This is a genomic window from Streptococcus mutans, from assembly GCF_006739205.1.
Lineage (GTDB): Bacteria > Bacillota > Bacilli > Lactobacillales > Streptococcaceae > Streptococcus > Streptococcus mutans.
The window spans coordinates 221,582-236,777 of record NZ_AP019720.1 but is presented as its reverse complement, the minus strand read 5'-3'; the positions used below and the strand labels follow the sequence as shown (position 1 = coordinate 236,777).

Annotated in this window: 8 protein-coding genes; 1 reads left to right on the top strand and 7 read right to left on the bottom strand. The window is 38.0% G+C overall.

Annotated features, from left to right (window positions below; translation table 11 throughout):
- Positions 1–34: 34 nt before the first annotated feature.
- From rpoC to pbp1b, 3 genes are all read right to left on the bottom strand, one after another.
- Entirely contained in the window at positions 35–3,664 is a 3,630-nt protein-coding gene (gene rpoC, locus FNL60_RS01215; protein WP_002263433.1) for a DNA-directed RNA polymerase subunit beta', read from the bottom strand.
- Positions 3,665–3,899: 235 nt separating this feature from the next.
- Positions 3,900–7,463, bottom strand: a complete 3,564-nt coding sequence (gene rpoB, locus FNL60_RS01210) for a DNA-directed RNA polymerase subunit beta (RefSeq protein WP_002263432.1) — start codon at positions 7,461–7,463, stop codon at positions 3,900–3,902.
- Positions 7,464–7,723: 260 nt separating this feature from the next.
- Positions 7,724–10,078 (bottom strand): penicillin-binding protein PBP1B, encoded by a 2,355-nt coding sequence (pbp1b, locus tag FNL60_RS01205; RefSeq protein WP_002280320.1) that lies wholly within the window; start codon positions 10,076–10,078, stop codon positions 7,724–7,726.
- Positions 10,079–10,245: 167 nt separating this feature from the next.
- Between pbp1b and tyrS the strand changes: the two genes are divergently transcribed.
- Complete coding sequence (tyrS, locus tag FNL60_RS01200; protein ID WP_002268328.1) at positions 10,246–11,502, top strand: tyrosine--tRNA ligase; 1,257 nt, start codon at positions 10,246–10,248, stop codon at positions 11,500–11,502.
- A gap of 155 nt (positions 11,503–11,657) precedes the next feature.
- Here tyrS and FNL60_RS01195 read toward each other — a convergent pair whose 3' ends face one another.
- The 4 genes from FNL60_RS01195 to ispE all read right to left on the bottom strand — a co-directional run bounded on the left by FNL60_RS01195 (position 11,658) and on the right by ispE (position 15,102).
- Positions 11,658–12,470 carry a metal ABC transporter permease gene (locus FNL60_RS01195; protein ID WP_002263429.1) on the bottom strand — a complete coding sequence of 271 codons (813 nt, stop codon included), beginning with the start codon at positions 12,468–12,470 and terminating at the stop codon, positions 11,658–11,660.
- Positions 12,460–13,170 carry a metal ABC transporter ATP-binding protein gene (locus FNL60_RS01190; RefSeq protein ID WP_002263428.1) on the bottom strand — a complete coding sequence of 237 codons (711 nt, stop codon included), beginning with the start codon at positions 13,168–13,170 and terminating at the stop codon, positions 12,460–12,462. Before FNL60_RS01190 ends, FNL60_RS01195 begins: the two co-directional genes overlap by 11 nt.
- A 2-nt stretch (positions 13,171–13,172) precedes the next feature.
- The gene (locus FNL60_RS01185) at positions 13,173–13,619 is read right to left on the bottom strand and encodes a zinc-dependent MarR family transcriptional regulator (RefSeq protein WP_002263427.1); all 447 of its coding nucleotides are present in this window, start codon (positions 13,617–13,619) and stop codon (positions 13,173–13,175) included.
- A 634-nt stretch (positions 13,620–14,253) separates the two neighbouring features.
- Positions 14,254–15,102 carry a 4-(cytidine 5'-diphospho)-2-C-methyl-D-erythritol kinase gene (gene ispE / locus FNL60_RS01180; protein WP_002280409.1) on the bottom strand — a complete coding sequence of 283 codons (849 nt, stop codon included), beginning with the start codon at positions 15,100–15,102 and terminating at the stop codon, positions 14,254–14,256.
- Positions 15,103–15,196: the final 94 nt, after the last annotated feature.

Sequence of the window (15,196 nt, the reverse complement as noted above, 5' to 3'; positions counted from 1 at the left end):
TATCTTTTTAAGAGATAAGTATACTTTTAAATAGTTATTCTTCTACTGTGTCTTCTTGTTCTTCAGAATCTTCAATGACTTCAATTTCATTGACAGCCAATGGTTCAAGATTACGGTAACGCGCCATACCAGTACCAGCCGGAATGATCTTACCAATAATGACATTTTCTTTAAGCCCTAGAAGATGATCTTTCTTACCACGAATAGCTGCATCTGTAAGCACACGTGTTGTTTCTTGGAAGGAAGCTGCAGATAAGAATGAATTTGTTTCAAGTGATGCCTTGGTAATTCCCATAAGAACTGGACGGCTTGTTGCAGGAATACCACCAGCAATAACAATATCTCTGTTGGCATCTGTAAAATCGGCAATATCCATAAGAATGCCTGGAAGCAAACCTGTATCTCCCGGATCCATAACACGTACTTTGCGAAGCATTTGACGTACCATTACTTCAACGTGTTTATCACCGATTTCCACCCCTTGACTGCGATAAACCTTTTGCACTTCTGCAAGAAGATAAGTTTCAACAGATAAGGTATCACGAACTTCAAGTAAGTGCTTAGGTTGGATAGAACCTTCAGTCAGTGGCGCACCACGATGAACTTCATCACCTACTTGAACTTTCATACGAGCAGTAAATGGTACTGTGTATTCTCCTTCACCTGTTGCTCCTTTGACATAAACCTTCTTCGTCCGAGTAGCAGCATCTTCCTCAATATCTGTTACTTGCCCTTTGACTTCTGTAATAACGGCTTCACCTTTTGGATTACGAGCTTCAAAGATTTCTTGAATACGAGGCAAACCTTGTGTGATATCAGCATTTGAAGCCACACCTCCTGTGTGGAAAGTACGCATGGTCAACTGTGTACCCGGTTCACCAATGGATTGAGCTGCAATTGTACCAACTGCTTCACCAACCTCAACAGCATCCCCAGTAGCAAGATTTATTCCATAACAGTGACGACAAACACCATGACGCGTATTACATGTAAAGACAGAACGAATAGTCACTTCACTGACTCCAGCTTCAGCAATATAATGAGCCATATCTTCTGTAATCAATGTATCAGGACTAGCGATAATCTCTCCGGTTTCAGGATGTCTTACCGATTTTTTAGTATAACGGCCAACCAGACGTTCTTCAAGTGTTTCAGTCACTTCTTTACCGTCTGTAATAGCTGTAATAGTAAGACCGCGATCTGTACCACAATCATCTTCGCGAATAATGACATCTTGAGCGACATCAACCAAACGGCGAGTTAGATAACCTGAATCAGCAGTCTTAAGGGCTGTATCAGTCATTCCTTTACGTGCTCCGTGAGTTGAGAAGAACATTTCCAAAACAGACAGACCTTCACGGAAATTAGAAAGGATAGGCAATTCCATAATTCGTCCATTAGGAGCAGCCATCAGACCACGCATACCAGCAAGCTGAGAGAAGTTGGAAATATTACCACGAGCTCCTGAATCCATCATCATAACAATTGGATTCTTAGCATCCTGCGTTTCAACCAAACGTGCTTCCAATTGCTCCTTAGCATCACGCCATGTCGCTGTAACAGCTTCATAACGATCATCGTCAGTCATAAGACCTCGGCGGAAGGCTTTTGAAATTTCTTCAACACGATGGTGAGCAGCATCAATGATCTCTTGTTTATTATCAATGACAGGAATATCAGCAATACCAACTGTCAAACCAGCTAAAGTTGAATGATAATAACCAAGATCCTTCAACCTATCAAGGAAAGCTGATGTTTCTGTTGTACGGAAACGTTTGAAGATTTCAGCAATAATATTTCCAAGATTTTTCTTTTTAAATGGAATATTCAAATCAAGATTTTTAATAGCTTCTTGGATATTGGAGCCCGGTGCTAAGAAATACTTATCAGGTGTTTTATCCGTCAGATTAGCATTGTTTGGTTCTTGAAGGTAAGGAAGATCTGCCGGCATAATATCATTAAAGAGAATCTTACCAACAGTCGTTATCATGATCTTATGCCGTTGTTCGTCCGTCCATGGTTTATTAGGCATACTATCAACAGCGATACCTACACGACTGTGGAGATGAACATAACCATTGCGGTATGCCATAACAGCTTCATCGCGATCCTTAAAGACCATACCCTCGCCTTCACGATCAGCACCTTCCATAGTCAAATAATAATTCCCAAGAACCATATCTTGAGATGGCGTAACAACAGGTTTTCCATCTTTAGGATTCAGAATGTGCTCTGCTGCCAACATGAGAAGACGAGCTTCTGCTTGTGCTTCTTCTGACAGAGGAACATGGATAGCCATTTGGTCACCATCAAAGTCGGCATTGTAGGCTTCACAAGCAAGCGGATGAAGGCGAAGTGCCTTACCATCAATCAGAACTGGTTCGAAAGCCTGAATTCCCAAACGGTGAAGCGTTGGAGCGCGGTTAAGCAGAACAGGGTGCTCTTTAATAACTTCCTCAAGAATATCCCAAATACGATCATCGCCACGTTCAATTAAACGTTTAGCAGCTTTTACATTTTGGACAATATCCCGATCAACAATTTCACGCATCACAAATGGTTTGAAAAGTTCAATAGCCATTTCACGCGGTACACCACATTGATACATTTTAAGCGTTGGTCCAACAGCGATAACAGAGCGTCCTGAAAAGTCAACACGTTTACCCAACAAGTTTTGACGGAAACGTCCTTGCTTCCCCTTTAACATTTGACTGAGAGATTTCAGAGGACGACTACCTGGTCCAGTAATTGGGCGACCACGACGGCCATTATCAATCAAAGCATCAACTGCCTCTTGCAGCATCCGTTTTTCATTTTGGACAATAATTCCCGGTGCATTAAGTTCCAAAAGGCGAGCCAAACGATTGTTCCGATTGATCACACGACGATAAAGGTCATTAAGGTCAGATGTCGCAAAGCGGCCACCATCCAATTGCAACATTGGGCGAAGATCTGGTGGAATAACCGGTAAAATGTTTAATACCATCCATTCAGGTTTATTACCTGATTTTTGGAAGGCATCAAGCACATCTAAACGACGAATGGCCTTTACACGTTTTTGACCTGAAGCTGTTTTTAATTCTTCTTTTAATTCAGCAATTTCAGCATCAAGATCTACCCGTTTAAGCAAATCCTGAATAGCTTCAGCTCCCATCTTAGCAATAAAAGAACCTGAGCCATATTCTTGAAGTTTTTCACGATATTCGCGTTCTGTCAAAAGCGATTTCGCTTCAAGCGGTGTTTCCTTAGGATCAATAACCACATAGGCCGCAAAATAAATAACTTCTTCCAAGGCACGAGGACTCATATCAAGTGTTAAGCCCATACGAGATGGAATTCCCTTAAAGTACCAAATGTGTGATACCGGAGCCTTCAACTCAATATGGCCCATACGTTCACGGCGAACTTTAGCGCGCGTTACTTCAACACCACAACGGTCACAAACAATCCCTTTATAACGAATACGTTTGTATTTACCACAGGCACACTCCCAGTCTTTAGTAGGTCCAAAAATAACTTCGTCAAAAAGACCTTCACGTTCTGGTTTCAGTGTGCGGTAGTTGATTGTTTCAGGTTTTTTAACTTCACCATAAGACCAAGAACGGACTTTATTAGGCGAAGCTAATGTGATTTGCATACTTTTAAAACGATTTACGTCAACCACTAATTTTACCTTTCTTATAATTCTCATCAGCTAGGCTGTTCCAAAAAATCAATTCAAAGACAGCTAACTTACCATAGTGTTTTAGTTTTCTTTTAATAAAAGAGTTAACACCTTAAAAACAGTTTCTCAAGTTATTAATTACACGGTCAATAACGAAAATAAGACTTTTTCCATCAGTATCAAACGATAGTTAAGGTGTACCAATCATAAAAGATAAACTAAGTTACTAAATCACTTATTTCTCATCACTATTTGCAAATTCAGCAGCTTCAAGTGCTTGTTTTTCACGCGCCTTTTCAAGATCATCAACATGCATAACATCATCATCTTCGCCTTCATCAAGATCACGAAGATCTACTTCTTTATCATCTTTATCAAGAACGCGCATATCAAGTCCAAGTGATTGCAGTTCTTTCACAAGTACACGGAATGATTCTGGTACCCCTGGTTTTGGAATTGGCTTACCTTTTGTAATAGCTTCATAGGCTTTAAGACGACCGGTGACATCATCTGACTTATAAGTTAAAATTTCTTGAAGAACGTTTGAGGCACCATAAGCTTCCAAAGCCCAAACTTCCATTTCTCCGAAACGTTGACCACCAAATTGAGCCTTACCACCAAGCGGCTGTTGAGTAATCGTTGAATAAGGGCCAACTGAACGTGCATGCAATTTATCATCAACCATGTGGTGAAGTTTAATCATATACATAACACCAACTGATACACGATTATCAAACGGCTCCCCTGTGCGACCATCATAAAGAACAGTTTTAGCATCAGAATCCATACCGGCTTCTTTTACTGTTTCCCAAAGATCATCAGAAGTTGCTCCGTCAAAGACAGGCGTTGCAATATGAATGCCCAAATTACGAGCAGCCATACCAAGATGGAGTTCCATAACTTGCCCAATGTTCATCCGTGATGGCACCCCAAGTGGATTAAGCATGATATCAACAGGTGTTCCATCTGGAAGATATGGCATATCTTCCACTGGTACAATACGGGAAACGACACCCTTGTTACCATGACGTCCGGCCATCTTATCTCCGACCTTGATTTTACGTTTTTGAGCGATATAAACACGAACCAGCATGTTAACACCTGATTGAAGTTCATCTCCATTAGCACGTGTAAAGATTTTCACATCACAAACAACACCGTCGCCACCATGAGGTACACGAAGAGAAGTATCACGAACTTCACGTGATTTGTCACCAAAAATGGCATGCAAGAGGCGTTCTTCTGCAGAAAGATCTTTTTCTCCTTTAGGAGTCACTTTACCAACTAGAATATCACCTTCTTTAACCTCAGCACCAATGCGAATAATTCCCATTTCATCAAGGTCTTTCAGGGCATCTTCACCAACATTTGGGATTTCACGCGTAATTTCTTCAGGTCCAAGCTTTGTATCACGAGTTTCAGATTCAAATTCTTCTAAATGGACAGAAGTATAAACATCATCCTTGACAAGACGCTCGCTCATGATAACAGCATCTTCAAAGTTGTAACCCTCCCAAGTCATGTAAGCAACCACTGGATTTTGTCCAAGAGCCATCTCACCCTTTTCCATAGAAGGACCATCTGCAATAAAGTCCCCCTTCTCAACACTATCGCCTACCCTAACAAGAGTACGTTGATTGTAGGCAGTTCCAGAGTTAGAACGACGGAATTTGGTAACATGATAAACATCTAGTGAGCCATCTTCACGGCGAACTTCAATCTTATCTGCATCGGAATAAACCACTTTCCCATTATGTTGAGCGATAATAGCGGCTCCAGAATCATGGGCTGCTTGATATTCCATACCAGTTCCAACAAAAGGTGCTTTAGGATCAATCAATGGCACAGCTTGGCGCTGCATGTTAGCTCCCATAAGGGCACGGTTGGAGTCATCATTTTCAAGGAAAGGAATACATGCTGTCGCTACCGCAACTACCTGCTTAGGAGAAACATCCATATATTCAACAGAACTTGCTGGAAACTCTTGGTTATTCCCTTGATGACGTCCCATGACGATTTCTTCAGCAAAGCTTCCATCTTCATTGAGTTTTGAGTTAGCCTGAGCTACAGTGAATTCATCTTCTTCATCAGCAGTAAGCCATTCGATTTCATTGGTTACTTTACCTGTCTCACGGTCAACTTTACGGTATGGTGTTTGGATAAATCCATATTTATTAAGATGACCATAGGAAGACAAGTTATTAATCAATCCAATATTTGGTCCTTCAGGCGTTTCAATTGGACACATACGACCATAATGCGTATAGTGCACATCACGGACTTCATAACCAGCACGGTCGCGTGTTAAACCACCAGGACCTAAAGCTGACAAACGGCGTTTATGAGACAATTCAGACAGTGGATTGTGTTGGTCCATGAACTGTGACAATTGAGAAGAACCAAAAAACTCTTTAATTGCCGCTGTTACAGGGCGAATGTTAATAATCTGTTGTGGCGTTAAGACTTCATTATCTTGAACGGACATGCGTTCACGAACATTGCGTTCCATACGTGCCAAACCAATACGAAATTGATTAGCTAGCAATTCACCAACAGCACGAATACGTCGGTTGCCTAAATGGTCAATATCATCAACTTTACCTAGACCCTCAGCCAAGTTAAGGAAATAAGACATTTCAGCTAAAATATCGGCTGGTGTCAAGTGACGTACTTTGTCATCTGGACTGGCATTACCAATAACAGTAACCGTGCGGTCTGGATCATTTGGAGCCATAACTTTGAATTTTTGAAGAACAACAGGTTCTGTCAAAACAGCGTATTCATTTGGCGTATAAACAATTTTATTGAGATCTCCATCAAGATAATCTGCAATCGAATCAATTACACTGCGTGTCATTTCAGTCCCAGCTTCAACAAGAATTTCGCCTGTTTCAGGATCTACTAAGTTTTCAGCAATGACTTGATTCAAAAGACGCGTTTTGACGTTTAACTTCTTATTAATCTTATAGCGGCCAACAGCTGCTAAATCATAACGGCGCGCATCAAAGAAACGTGCAATCAGAAGACTGCGTGAAGAATCTGCCGTCTTAGGTTCACCCGGACGAAGACGTTCATAAATTTCCTTGAGAGCTTCATCTGTACGAGAGTCATTAGGATTTTTATGGATATCTTTTTCAATGGTATTACGAACCAATTCGCTATCACCAAAAATATCAATAATCTCATCATCCCCGGAAAAACCGAGTGCACGAACCAGCGTCGTAAAAGGAATTTTACGAGTACGATCAATACGAGTATAAGCAATATCCTTAGAGTCCGTTTCAAGCTCAAGCCAAGCACCGCGGTTAGGGATAACAGTTGAACCATAGCCAATTTTCCCATTTTTATCCACTTTATCATTAAAATAAACACCTGGTGAACGTACCAACTGAGAAACGATAATACGTTCAGCACCATTAATAATAAAAGTACCCATTTCAGTCATCAAGGGAAAATCACCAAAAAATACTTCTTGTGTCTTAATTTCACCAGTTTCTTTATTGATGAGACGGAAAGTAACAAAGATGGGGGCAGAATAATGTGCATCATGAGCACGTGCTTCTTCCAATGTATACTTAGGCTCTTTCAACTCATAACCCACAAACTCTAATTCCATAGTGTCTGTGAAATTGGAAATTGGAAGCACATCTTCAAAAACTTCCTTCAGACCTGTATCCAAGAAATCTTTAAAAGAGTCCGTTTGGATTTCAATCAAATTTGGTAAATCAAGAACCTCTTTGATTCTTGAAAAACTACGACGCGTACGATGTTTCCCGTACTGAACTTCATGTCCTGCCAAGTTTTAGCTCCTTCTTCTTTCTAGATCTGCCAAGCAGATCGGTACATTAACAATTTGTCTTTTATGTATAATTTTTAGAATCTTTAAATATAGATTACATTTGTCTTTTTTTCTAAAATTAAGCATAAAAAGAGCAGCTAAATCGGACTTCATTAAAGCTTGATTTAACTGCTGTGAGCTTTGTTTGGACAATATTTCAACCAAAGCAAACGACAAATAATAATAAATTATACATTATATTGACTGATTTGTCAATATTTCTACTTACCTCCAATGCTGGCCCAAGCTTTTTGATAATCACTATCTGAACCGCCTATAGCAAACTTATAGACGGTATCTCCGGGACCGTTTTTCGCCCAATAGCTGGTTGTCGTCTCACCACTAAGAGAAATATTCTTACCATTGACATTAACAGTAGCTGGTTTGAGACCGGTTGATTTTAAGACATCTGCTTTGATAACACTCGGATCTAGGCTAAAACGCTGATTTGTTCCTAAAATATTTGGATCCGCCTGATTAATGGCATTAACTAGATATGCCATATACTGGGCATTGTTATTATAACCTGACATCTTGTCTAACGAAGCATTGTTATCATGGCCAGCCCAACCACCAAGTGTTGTTTTAGGAGTAGACAAGATTAACCAAACATCTGTATAGTCATCTGTTGTTCCTGTCTTTCCAGTCCATTCAGCTCCTGCAAGATCTGAATTGAGACCCTTCAATTTATCCTTGAAAGTCGTTGTTTTACCTGAACTAATTGGTCCTTTAAGCAAATCATTCAAAATGCTGGCAGTGGCTTGCGAATAGACACGAACTGGTTTAGGCTCATGCTGATAAATGACTTTCCCCTTGCTATCTGTAATTTTATCAATCATGTACTGCTTTTGATAAACACCACCATTAGCAATCGTTTGATAACCATTGGTCTGTTGAGCTACTGTTGTCTCAACACCGCCCCCCAAGGGCAGACTCTCAATAGAGTACTCAGGGATATTATAGCCCATTTTTTCCATATAGTCCGGAACATCAACACCTTTTTGCAACAACATCTGATAGGTCCAATAAGCTGGGATATTCCAAGAAACATCCAGCGCTTCTTGCAGATTTACCATGGCCGTACCTTCATCGCCAGCGTGCATAATCTTTTGACCACTAGAAAAGGTTGTTGGATAATTGGAAAGCATACTTGAACTTCCCATTAAGCCTTGATCAATAGCAGGACCGTAAGCTAATAAAGGCTTAATACTGGAACCAGGAGATCTGGCAGTATCAAAGGCGTGATTATTCTGATTACTCTTATAATCACGGCCACCGACAAAACCAAGAATAGCTCCTGTCGAATTATCCATAAGAACATTACCAACTTCAACATTTCCCGTTCCATCATCAAGAGAAGCACCATGCTGAGCTACTGCCATCTGCATAGCATTATAAACCATCTTATTAATCGTTGTAGCAATCGTATAGCCACCTAAACGTATCTCACGTAGAGCTTTTTCCTTGTAAGCTGTCTTGGTTTTATCATTTTTCAAATCCTGCGAAGAAACATGGTCCCGTTTGATTAAATAATCATACATAATTTTCTGTGCTTCTTCAAAAACAGAATAGTATAAGTAATCATGAGAATCTGTTTGGGATGCTTGAGGTCTCTTAAAATCTTTTCTAAGATCGTATTTTTTATAACTCTCATAGTCTACCTTAGAAAGAACGCCCGTACGATACATATTGTAAAGAACATTTTGAGAGCGTTTTAAACCATATTCCATATCCTTCTTAGTTTTAAACTTACCATCTGCTGTATAAGGTGAATATGTAATTGGACTCTGTGGCAATCCCGCTAAAAAGGCTGCTTGGGGGATTGTCAAATCTTTAGCAGCAACACCAAAAATCCCTTTAGCAGCTTCTTCAATACCAGCAATATTTTGCCCCCTGTTATTTCGCCCAAAAGGAGATACATTAAGATAGTTGGTTAAGATACTGTCCTTACCAATATAACGTTCAAGGGCAAGAGCATAAATAATTTCCTTGGTTTTACGCTTAAAAGTTGGATCGTCTCCCAAAACTTGCTGCTTCAGTAATTGCTGTGTCAAAGTAGAACCGCCGCTATTCTCACCTAAGCCCAAAACAGAAGCAAGAGTGGCTCGAAAAACCGCCTTAGGCACTACACCTTTATGTGTTTTAAAATTTTCATCTTCTGTTGCAATGACAGCTTTTTTTACATTATCTGAAATATTTCGGCTCTCAATAGGTGTTCTTAACAGATCGGTATCAATTGTTGAAATAATAGACTTATCTGAGTAAGTCATTTTAGAAATCCTAGTAAAAGTACTAACTTGATTGACCAGATTAACCTTACTTGGAATTTTAACACTCTCAACTTGGCTTGCCAAATAGCCAAAACCCATACCGATTCCCATAAAAGCAATCAAAAGGATAAGAATATAAGCAAAATCAGATAGTAACTTAAAAGTTCGTAAAAAAACAGAAGCAACGTCCAGATAATCTGCCCGTTTTAAAATTTTAAGATTAAATTTTGTTACATCAATTTTTTTAAAATGTGGTTTTTTAATATTTCTTTTAAATTTAGTTTTTATCTTATTTAGCAGGGACATAACAATACCTCAGTTTACATTATATCAAATTTATAATTTTTTAGTATATTGTTTCTTTTCTTCTCGTAATAAGATAATAAACTTCTTAACCTTCCTCTAAGAGCTTGCATAGCTACCAGTGTTTTTGATATAATGTCCTGTAACGTTATAAGAATATGGAGAACTCTATGACTATTTTTGAAGAACTCAAAGCACGTGGCTTAGTCTTTCAAACCACTGATGAAGAAGCCCTTAAAAAATCATTAGATGACGGACAAGTTTCTTTTTACACAGGTTATGATCCAACAGCAGATAGCCTCCATTTGGGGCATCTCGTACCTATCCTTGTTATGAGGCATTTACAATTGGCTGGACATAAACCTTATGCTCTTGTGGGCGGTGCAACAGGCCTCATTGGCGATCCCTCTTTTAAAGATGATGAACGCAGTCTACAGACTAAAGAAACAGTGGAAAATTGGGTACAAAGCATTCGTAATCAATTAGAACGTTTCATTGATTTTAAACACGGTGATAACAAGGCTCAGATGGTCAATAACTATGACTGGATGGGAAAGATAACTTTTATTGACTTTCTTCGTGATGTCGGTAAATACTTTACTGTTAATTACATGATGAGTAAAGAATCTGTCAAAAAACGGATTGAAACAGGTATTTCATACACCGAGTTCGCTTACCAGATTATGCAGGGGTATGATTTTTACGTCCTTAATCAAGAACATGCTGTTACACTTCAAGTCGGAGGGTCTGACCAATGGGGAAATATGACTGCAGGAACTGAATTAATTCGTCGAAAAGCTAATAAAACAGCCCATGTCATTACTGTCCCATTAATCACAGATGCAACTGGTAAAAAATTTGGTAAGTCTGAAGGAAATGCTGTCTGGCTTGATGCTGATAAAACATCTCCTTACGAAATGTATCAATTTTGGCTTAATGTCATGGATGCTGATGCCATTCGCTTCCTCAAGATTTTTACTTTCCTATCTCTAGATGAAATCGAAGACATCCGAGTCAAATTTGAAGCAGCACCTCACGAACGTTTAGCTCAAAAAATATTGGCAAAAGAAGTTGTAACTTTTGTTCACGGGCAAACAGCCTATCAAGAAGCTGTCAAAATTACCGAACAACTTTTTGCAGGTCATATCAAGAGCCTCTCTGCAAAAGAACTTAAACAAGGACTTAGTAACGTTCCAAATTATGCTGTTAAGTCCAATGACAATCACAATATCGTTGAATTATTAGTGACGGCTGGCATCGTGAATTCTAAACGTCAGGCGCGTGAAGATCTTCAAAACGGGGCTATTTATATTAATGGGGAACGTATCCAAGATTTAACTTATAACTTATCTCAACAAGATAAAATTGACAATGAACTCACAGTTATTCGTCGTGGTAAGAAAAAATATTTTGTCTTAACTTATTAAAAGTAAGAGTAAGCTTGAAAAAATCCAAAAATAGTAAAAAGGCTTAAAACTAAGTTACAAAAAACCTTGATTTTAAGCTTTTTCTTTTGTTACTAGTTACTTAATTTCGACTAGAAACTGTCTTTTCCCCAGCCTCAGCTTTTTTATTTTTCCAATCAATCTTTCACCAATCGATCCATCAATCCAATAAAAACGAAAATTGTAATAAAAATCAAAGTAATTGTAGCACTGGCAGGTGTTTCTGCCAAATAAGAAATAATAATTCCAGAAACCATGCCAATAAAACCAATTAGAATCCCTAAAACAATAACTGTTTTGAAACTTTTTCCCAATTTCATCGCAATACTTGCTGGCAAAACCATAATAGTTGATACTAAAAGAGCTCCTGCTGCCGGAATTGTAAGGGAAATAGCAATTCCTGTCACAATATTGAATAAAACAGACATTAAACGAACTGGCAAACCATCCACAAAAGCAGTATCTTCATCAAAAGTCAAAATATACATTGGTCTGATAAAACAAATTGTCAAAATAAGAACAATAATCGCAATTATAAATAAGGCAATAACTTGTTCAGGACTGATGGTGATAATAGAACCAAAAAGATATTGTTCAAGACTGACATTGCTAGTATTCCTAGCTTTGCTCATAACAATTAAAGATATAGCTAGTCCTAGTGACATCAAAATAGCAGTCGCAATTTCCATATAATGACGATAAACAGTCCGTAAATATTCAAGTATAACAGCTGCTAACGTGACGACTACAAGAGTTGTCCAAGTGGGAGAAATTCCTAATACTACACCAAAAGCAACACCTGCTAAAGAGACATGACTCAAGGTATCACTCATTAAACTCTGACGACGTAAAATCAAAAATAATCCTAAAATTGGTGCAAAAAAACTGATTGCAACAACAGCCAATAAAGCACGTTGCATAAAGTCATAAGCTAAAATGCTATTTAACATTATTTTCTTCCTCTCTGTCTTTTTCATGAACATTAAAACAACGCCATGGGAGATTTTGATTTCTGACTAAATGGATATTACGGTCTGCGTATGCTTTAACCTCTTCTGGATCATGTGTAATCATCAAAACCGCTTTATCATGCTCATGAGCACTATGATGCATGAGTTTATAAAAGGTCTCTGTTGTTCCTGTATCCATTCCCGTTGTCGGCTCATCCAAGACAAAAATATCAGGGTCACTAGCAAACATTCTAGCAATAACCGCACGCTGTTTTTGTCCGCCAGAAAGACTTCCGATAGGTTTTTGGCAATTTTCCCACATACCAACCGACTCTAGACTAACTTTTATATGCTCATCATCATGCTTTGTCAGTCTTCTAAACCAACCATTTCTTGGATAACGTCCTGATTTCACAAATTCATAGACCGTACTAGGAAAACCTGCGTTAAAACTGGCAATTTGCTGGGGCAAATAAGCTAAACGTAATGGTTTTCCGGATACATTTTTTTTAGAAAAAATAACAGAGCCAATTTTAGGCTTAAGAATACCCAAAGTTGCTTTAATCAAAGTTGACTTTGCAGCTCCGTTTTCCCCAGTCAAAGTTACAAATTCGCCACTATCTAAATGATAGTTAATTCCTTCCAAAACAGGTTCTGCATCATACTGATAAGACAGATTTTCAACAGTAATGTATCTCACAATTATTCCTCTTCTAATTCCTTAGTTAAAGCCGTTAAAAAGCGACTAATCACAGACTTTTCCTTCTGAGAAAATTTTTGTGATATACGATCATAAACAGATAAAGTTGCAACATGATGATGTTCATGCTCTTTGGCAACTGGTTCCGCCAATTTCGTTAGACGAAAATAAGTAACCCTAGCATCTGTTCCATCCTTTATTAATTCTAACATTTCTTGCCCAACAAGAGATTTCACGGCTTTTGTCACAGCAGCTTGACTAATATTTAACTCTTTAGCCAAATCAGAATTAGTTAGACTTTTTTCCTGTGATAATAACATGAGAATATGCTCTTGAGTATTAGTCAATTTAACATCACTTTGACAGGAGCCAATTAACAGTTCATGATGATTTTCAGCTTTTAAGATAATCTGGTTGATTAAAGCATCAATTTGCTGTCCTAAAGTCATAAATATCCCTCCTTTTAATTAACCAGTTAATTATTTATCCTCTAATCTTAACATAAAAAAAAAAAAGAATCAATTAAAATTGACTCTACTCATACGGTTAATCATGTTCATAAACAGAACTTCTTTTAATTCCAACCAGTCCATTTCTTTTTGAACGTTCTATTATTTAGATAGTCGCCTTAGCAGCAGTGCGAATCAAAGCTTGATTGCAACTACCTTGGTCTCTTTTTAAATCAGATGATTCAAAATACAGTGTTTGAAGGGTAAGAGATATAAGCCATTATGCTAATCTTACTCCTGCATAAGTTCCTAGATACTTCTGCATTAAATATTACAGTAAACTTTCCAGTCGCTATTCTTGTTTAGGAAAATAATAGTTTAAAAACTCTCCCAGGCCATTTGAGATAACAATAAGGTTGCCAAAATTAACCACATTCTAAGTAACTTTGTGGAATGAACTGCCTACTTCAAACAGTGAATAATTTTTTACCCTTACCTTAAAAACAGGGGAGTGAAAAAATTCATTTTGAAAAAACCGCAAATCATGACGTTCATTCGAAAAAATTTTAAAGCAACGATAAGGTAAGATTTCAAAGTTTTCACAACAGTAAGCTTTAATAAATGATATCAAATTCTATAACATTCTAACTTTATAAACTTCCTTACAAAAACCTTTCATGCTATTAACAACACGATCCGCTCGTTTTTCCGTTCGACAGAGAGCAAAAACGGTTGGTCCACTTCCCGTCATCAAAGCAATATCCGCACCACATTTTATCATACGGCCTTTTATTTTTTGAATAAAAGGTTTTTTAGCAATAGTAATATCTTCAAGAGAATTCCCCATAAATTGTAAGGCATCCTCATAAGAATTTGCTAAAAGTGCCTCTTTTAGAGCAGGAATATCAACTCGAGAAATTGTTGCCATATCAATTTCTTTAAAGATTGTTTTCGTTGAAATTCCAAAATCAGGTTTGACCAAAACCACCCAAGTTGACAAAGTAGTCGCTAAAGGTTCTACAATTTCACCTTTACCTGAAATTAAAGCACAGCCTGCTTCAATGCAATAAGGAACATCACTTCCAATTTCAAAACCAACATCAATTAGTTCTTTTGGTGATAAATTGAGTTTCCACAAACAATTGAGAGCACGTAAAGTTGCAGCAGCATCATTGGACCCGCCGCCTAAACCAGCACATATAGGTATCTTTTTTTGAAGAGATATTTTGAGCCCCGTTGAGATATGGTATCTCCTCTTTAGAAGATGAGCAGCTTTATAAACATCATTTTTTCGGTTTAAAGGTAATTTGCAATTATTTGATTCTACAACTATCTTATCCTCAGCAATTTCTGTAATAGTCAAATAATCATTTAAATCAACACTGGCCATAATCATTGACAATTCGTGAAAACCATCTTGATATTTTCCAGCAATATCAAGACCAAGATTGATTTTAGCCGGAGCTTTTTCAATAATTTCCATAATATGCCTTCCCTGAAAACTGTTAAACACATTATATCAAAAAGTTTGATAATATGGCATGTTAAACCAATAATTTATAATAACTTTTCTTAAT

Bases quoted from the DNA above. Each gene is read 5' to 3' on its own strand.
- pbp1b (WP_002280320.1), bottom strand. From the start codon at position 10,078: ATGTCCCTGCTAAATAAGATAAAAACTAAATTTAAAAGAAATATTAAA.
- tyrS (WP_002268328.1), top strand. From the start codon at position 10,246: ATGACTATTTTTGAAGAACTCAAAGCACGTGGCTTAGTCTTTCAAACC.
- FNL60_RS01195 (WP_002263429.1), bottom strand. From the start codon at position 12,470: ATGTTAAATAGCATTTTAGCTTATGACTTTATGCAACGTGCTTTATTG.
- FNL60_RS01185 (WP_002263427.1), bottom strand. From the start codon at position 13,619: ATGACTTTAGGACAGCAAATTGATGCTTTAATCAACCAGATTATCTTA.
- ispE (WP_002280409.1), bottom strand. From the start codon at position 15,102: ATGGAAATTATTGAAAAAGCTCCGGCTAAAATCAATCTTGGTCTTGAT.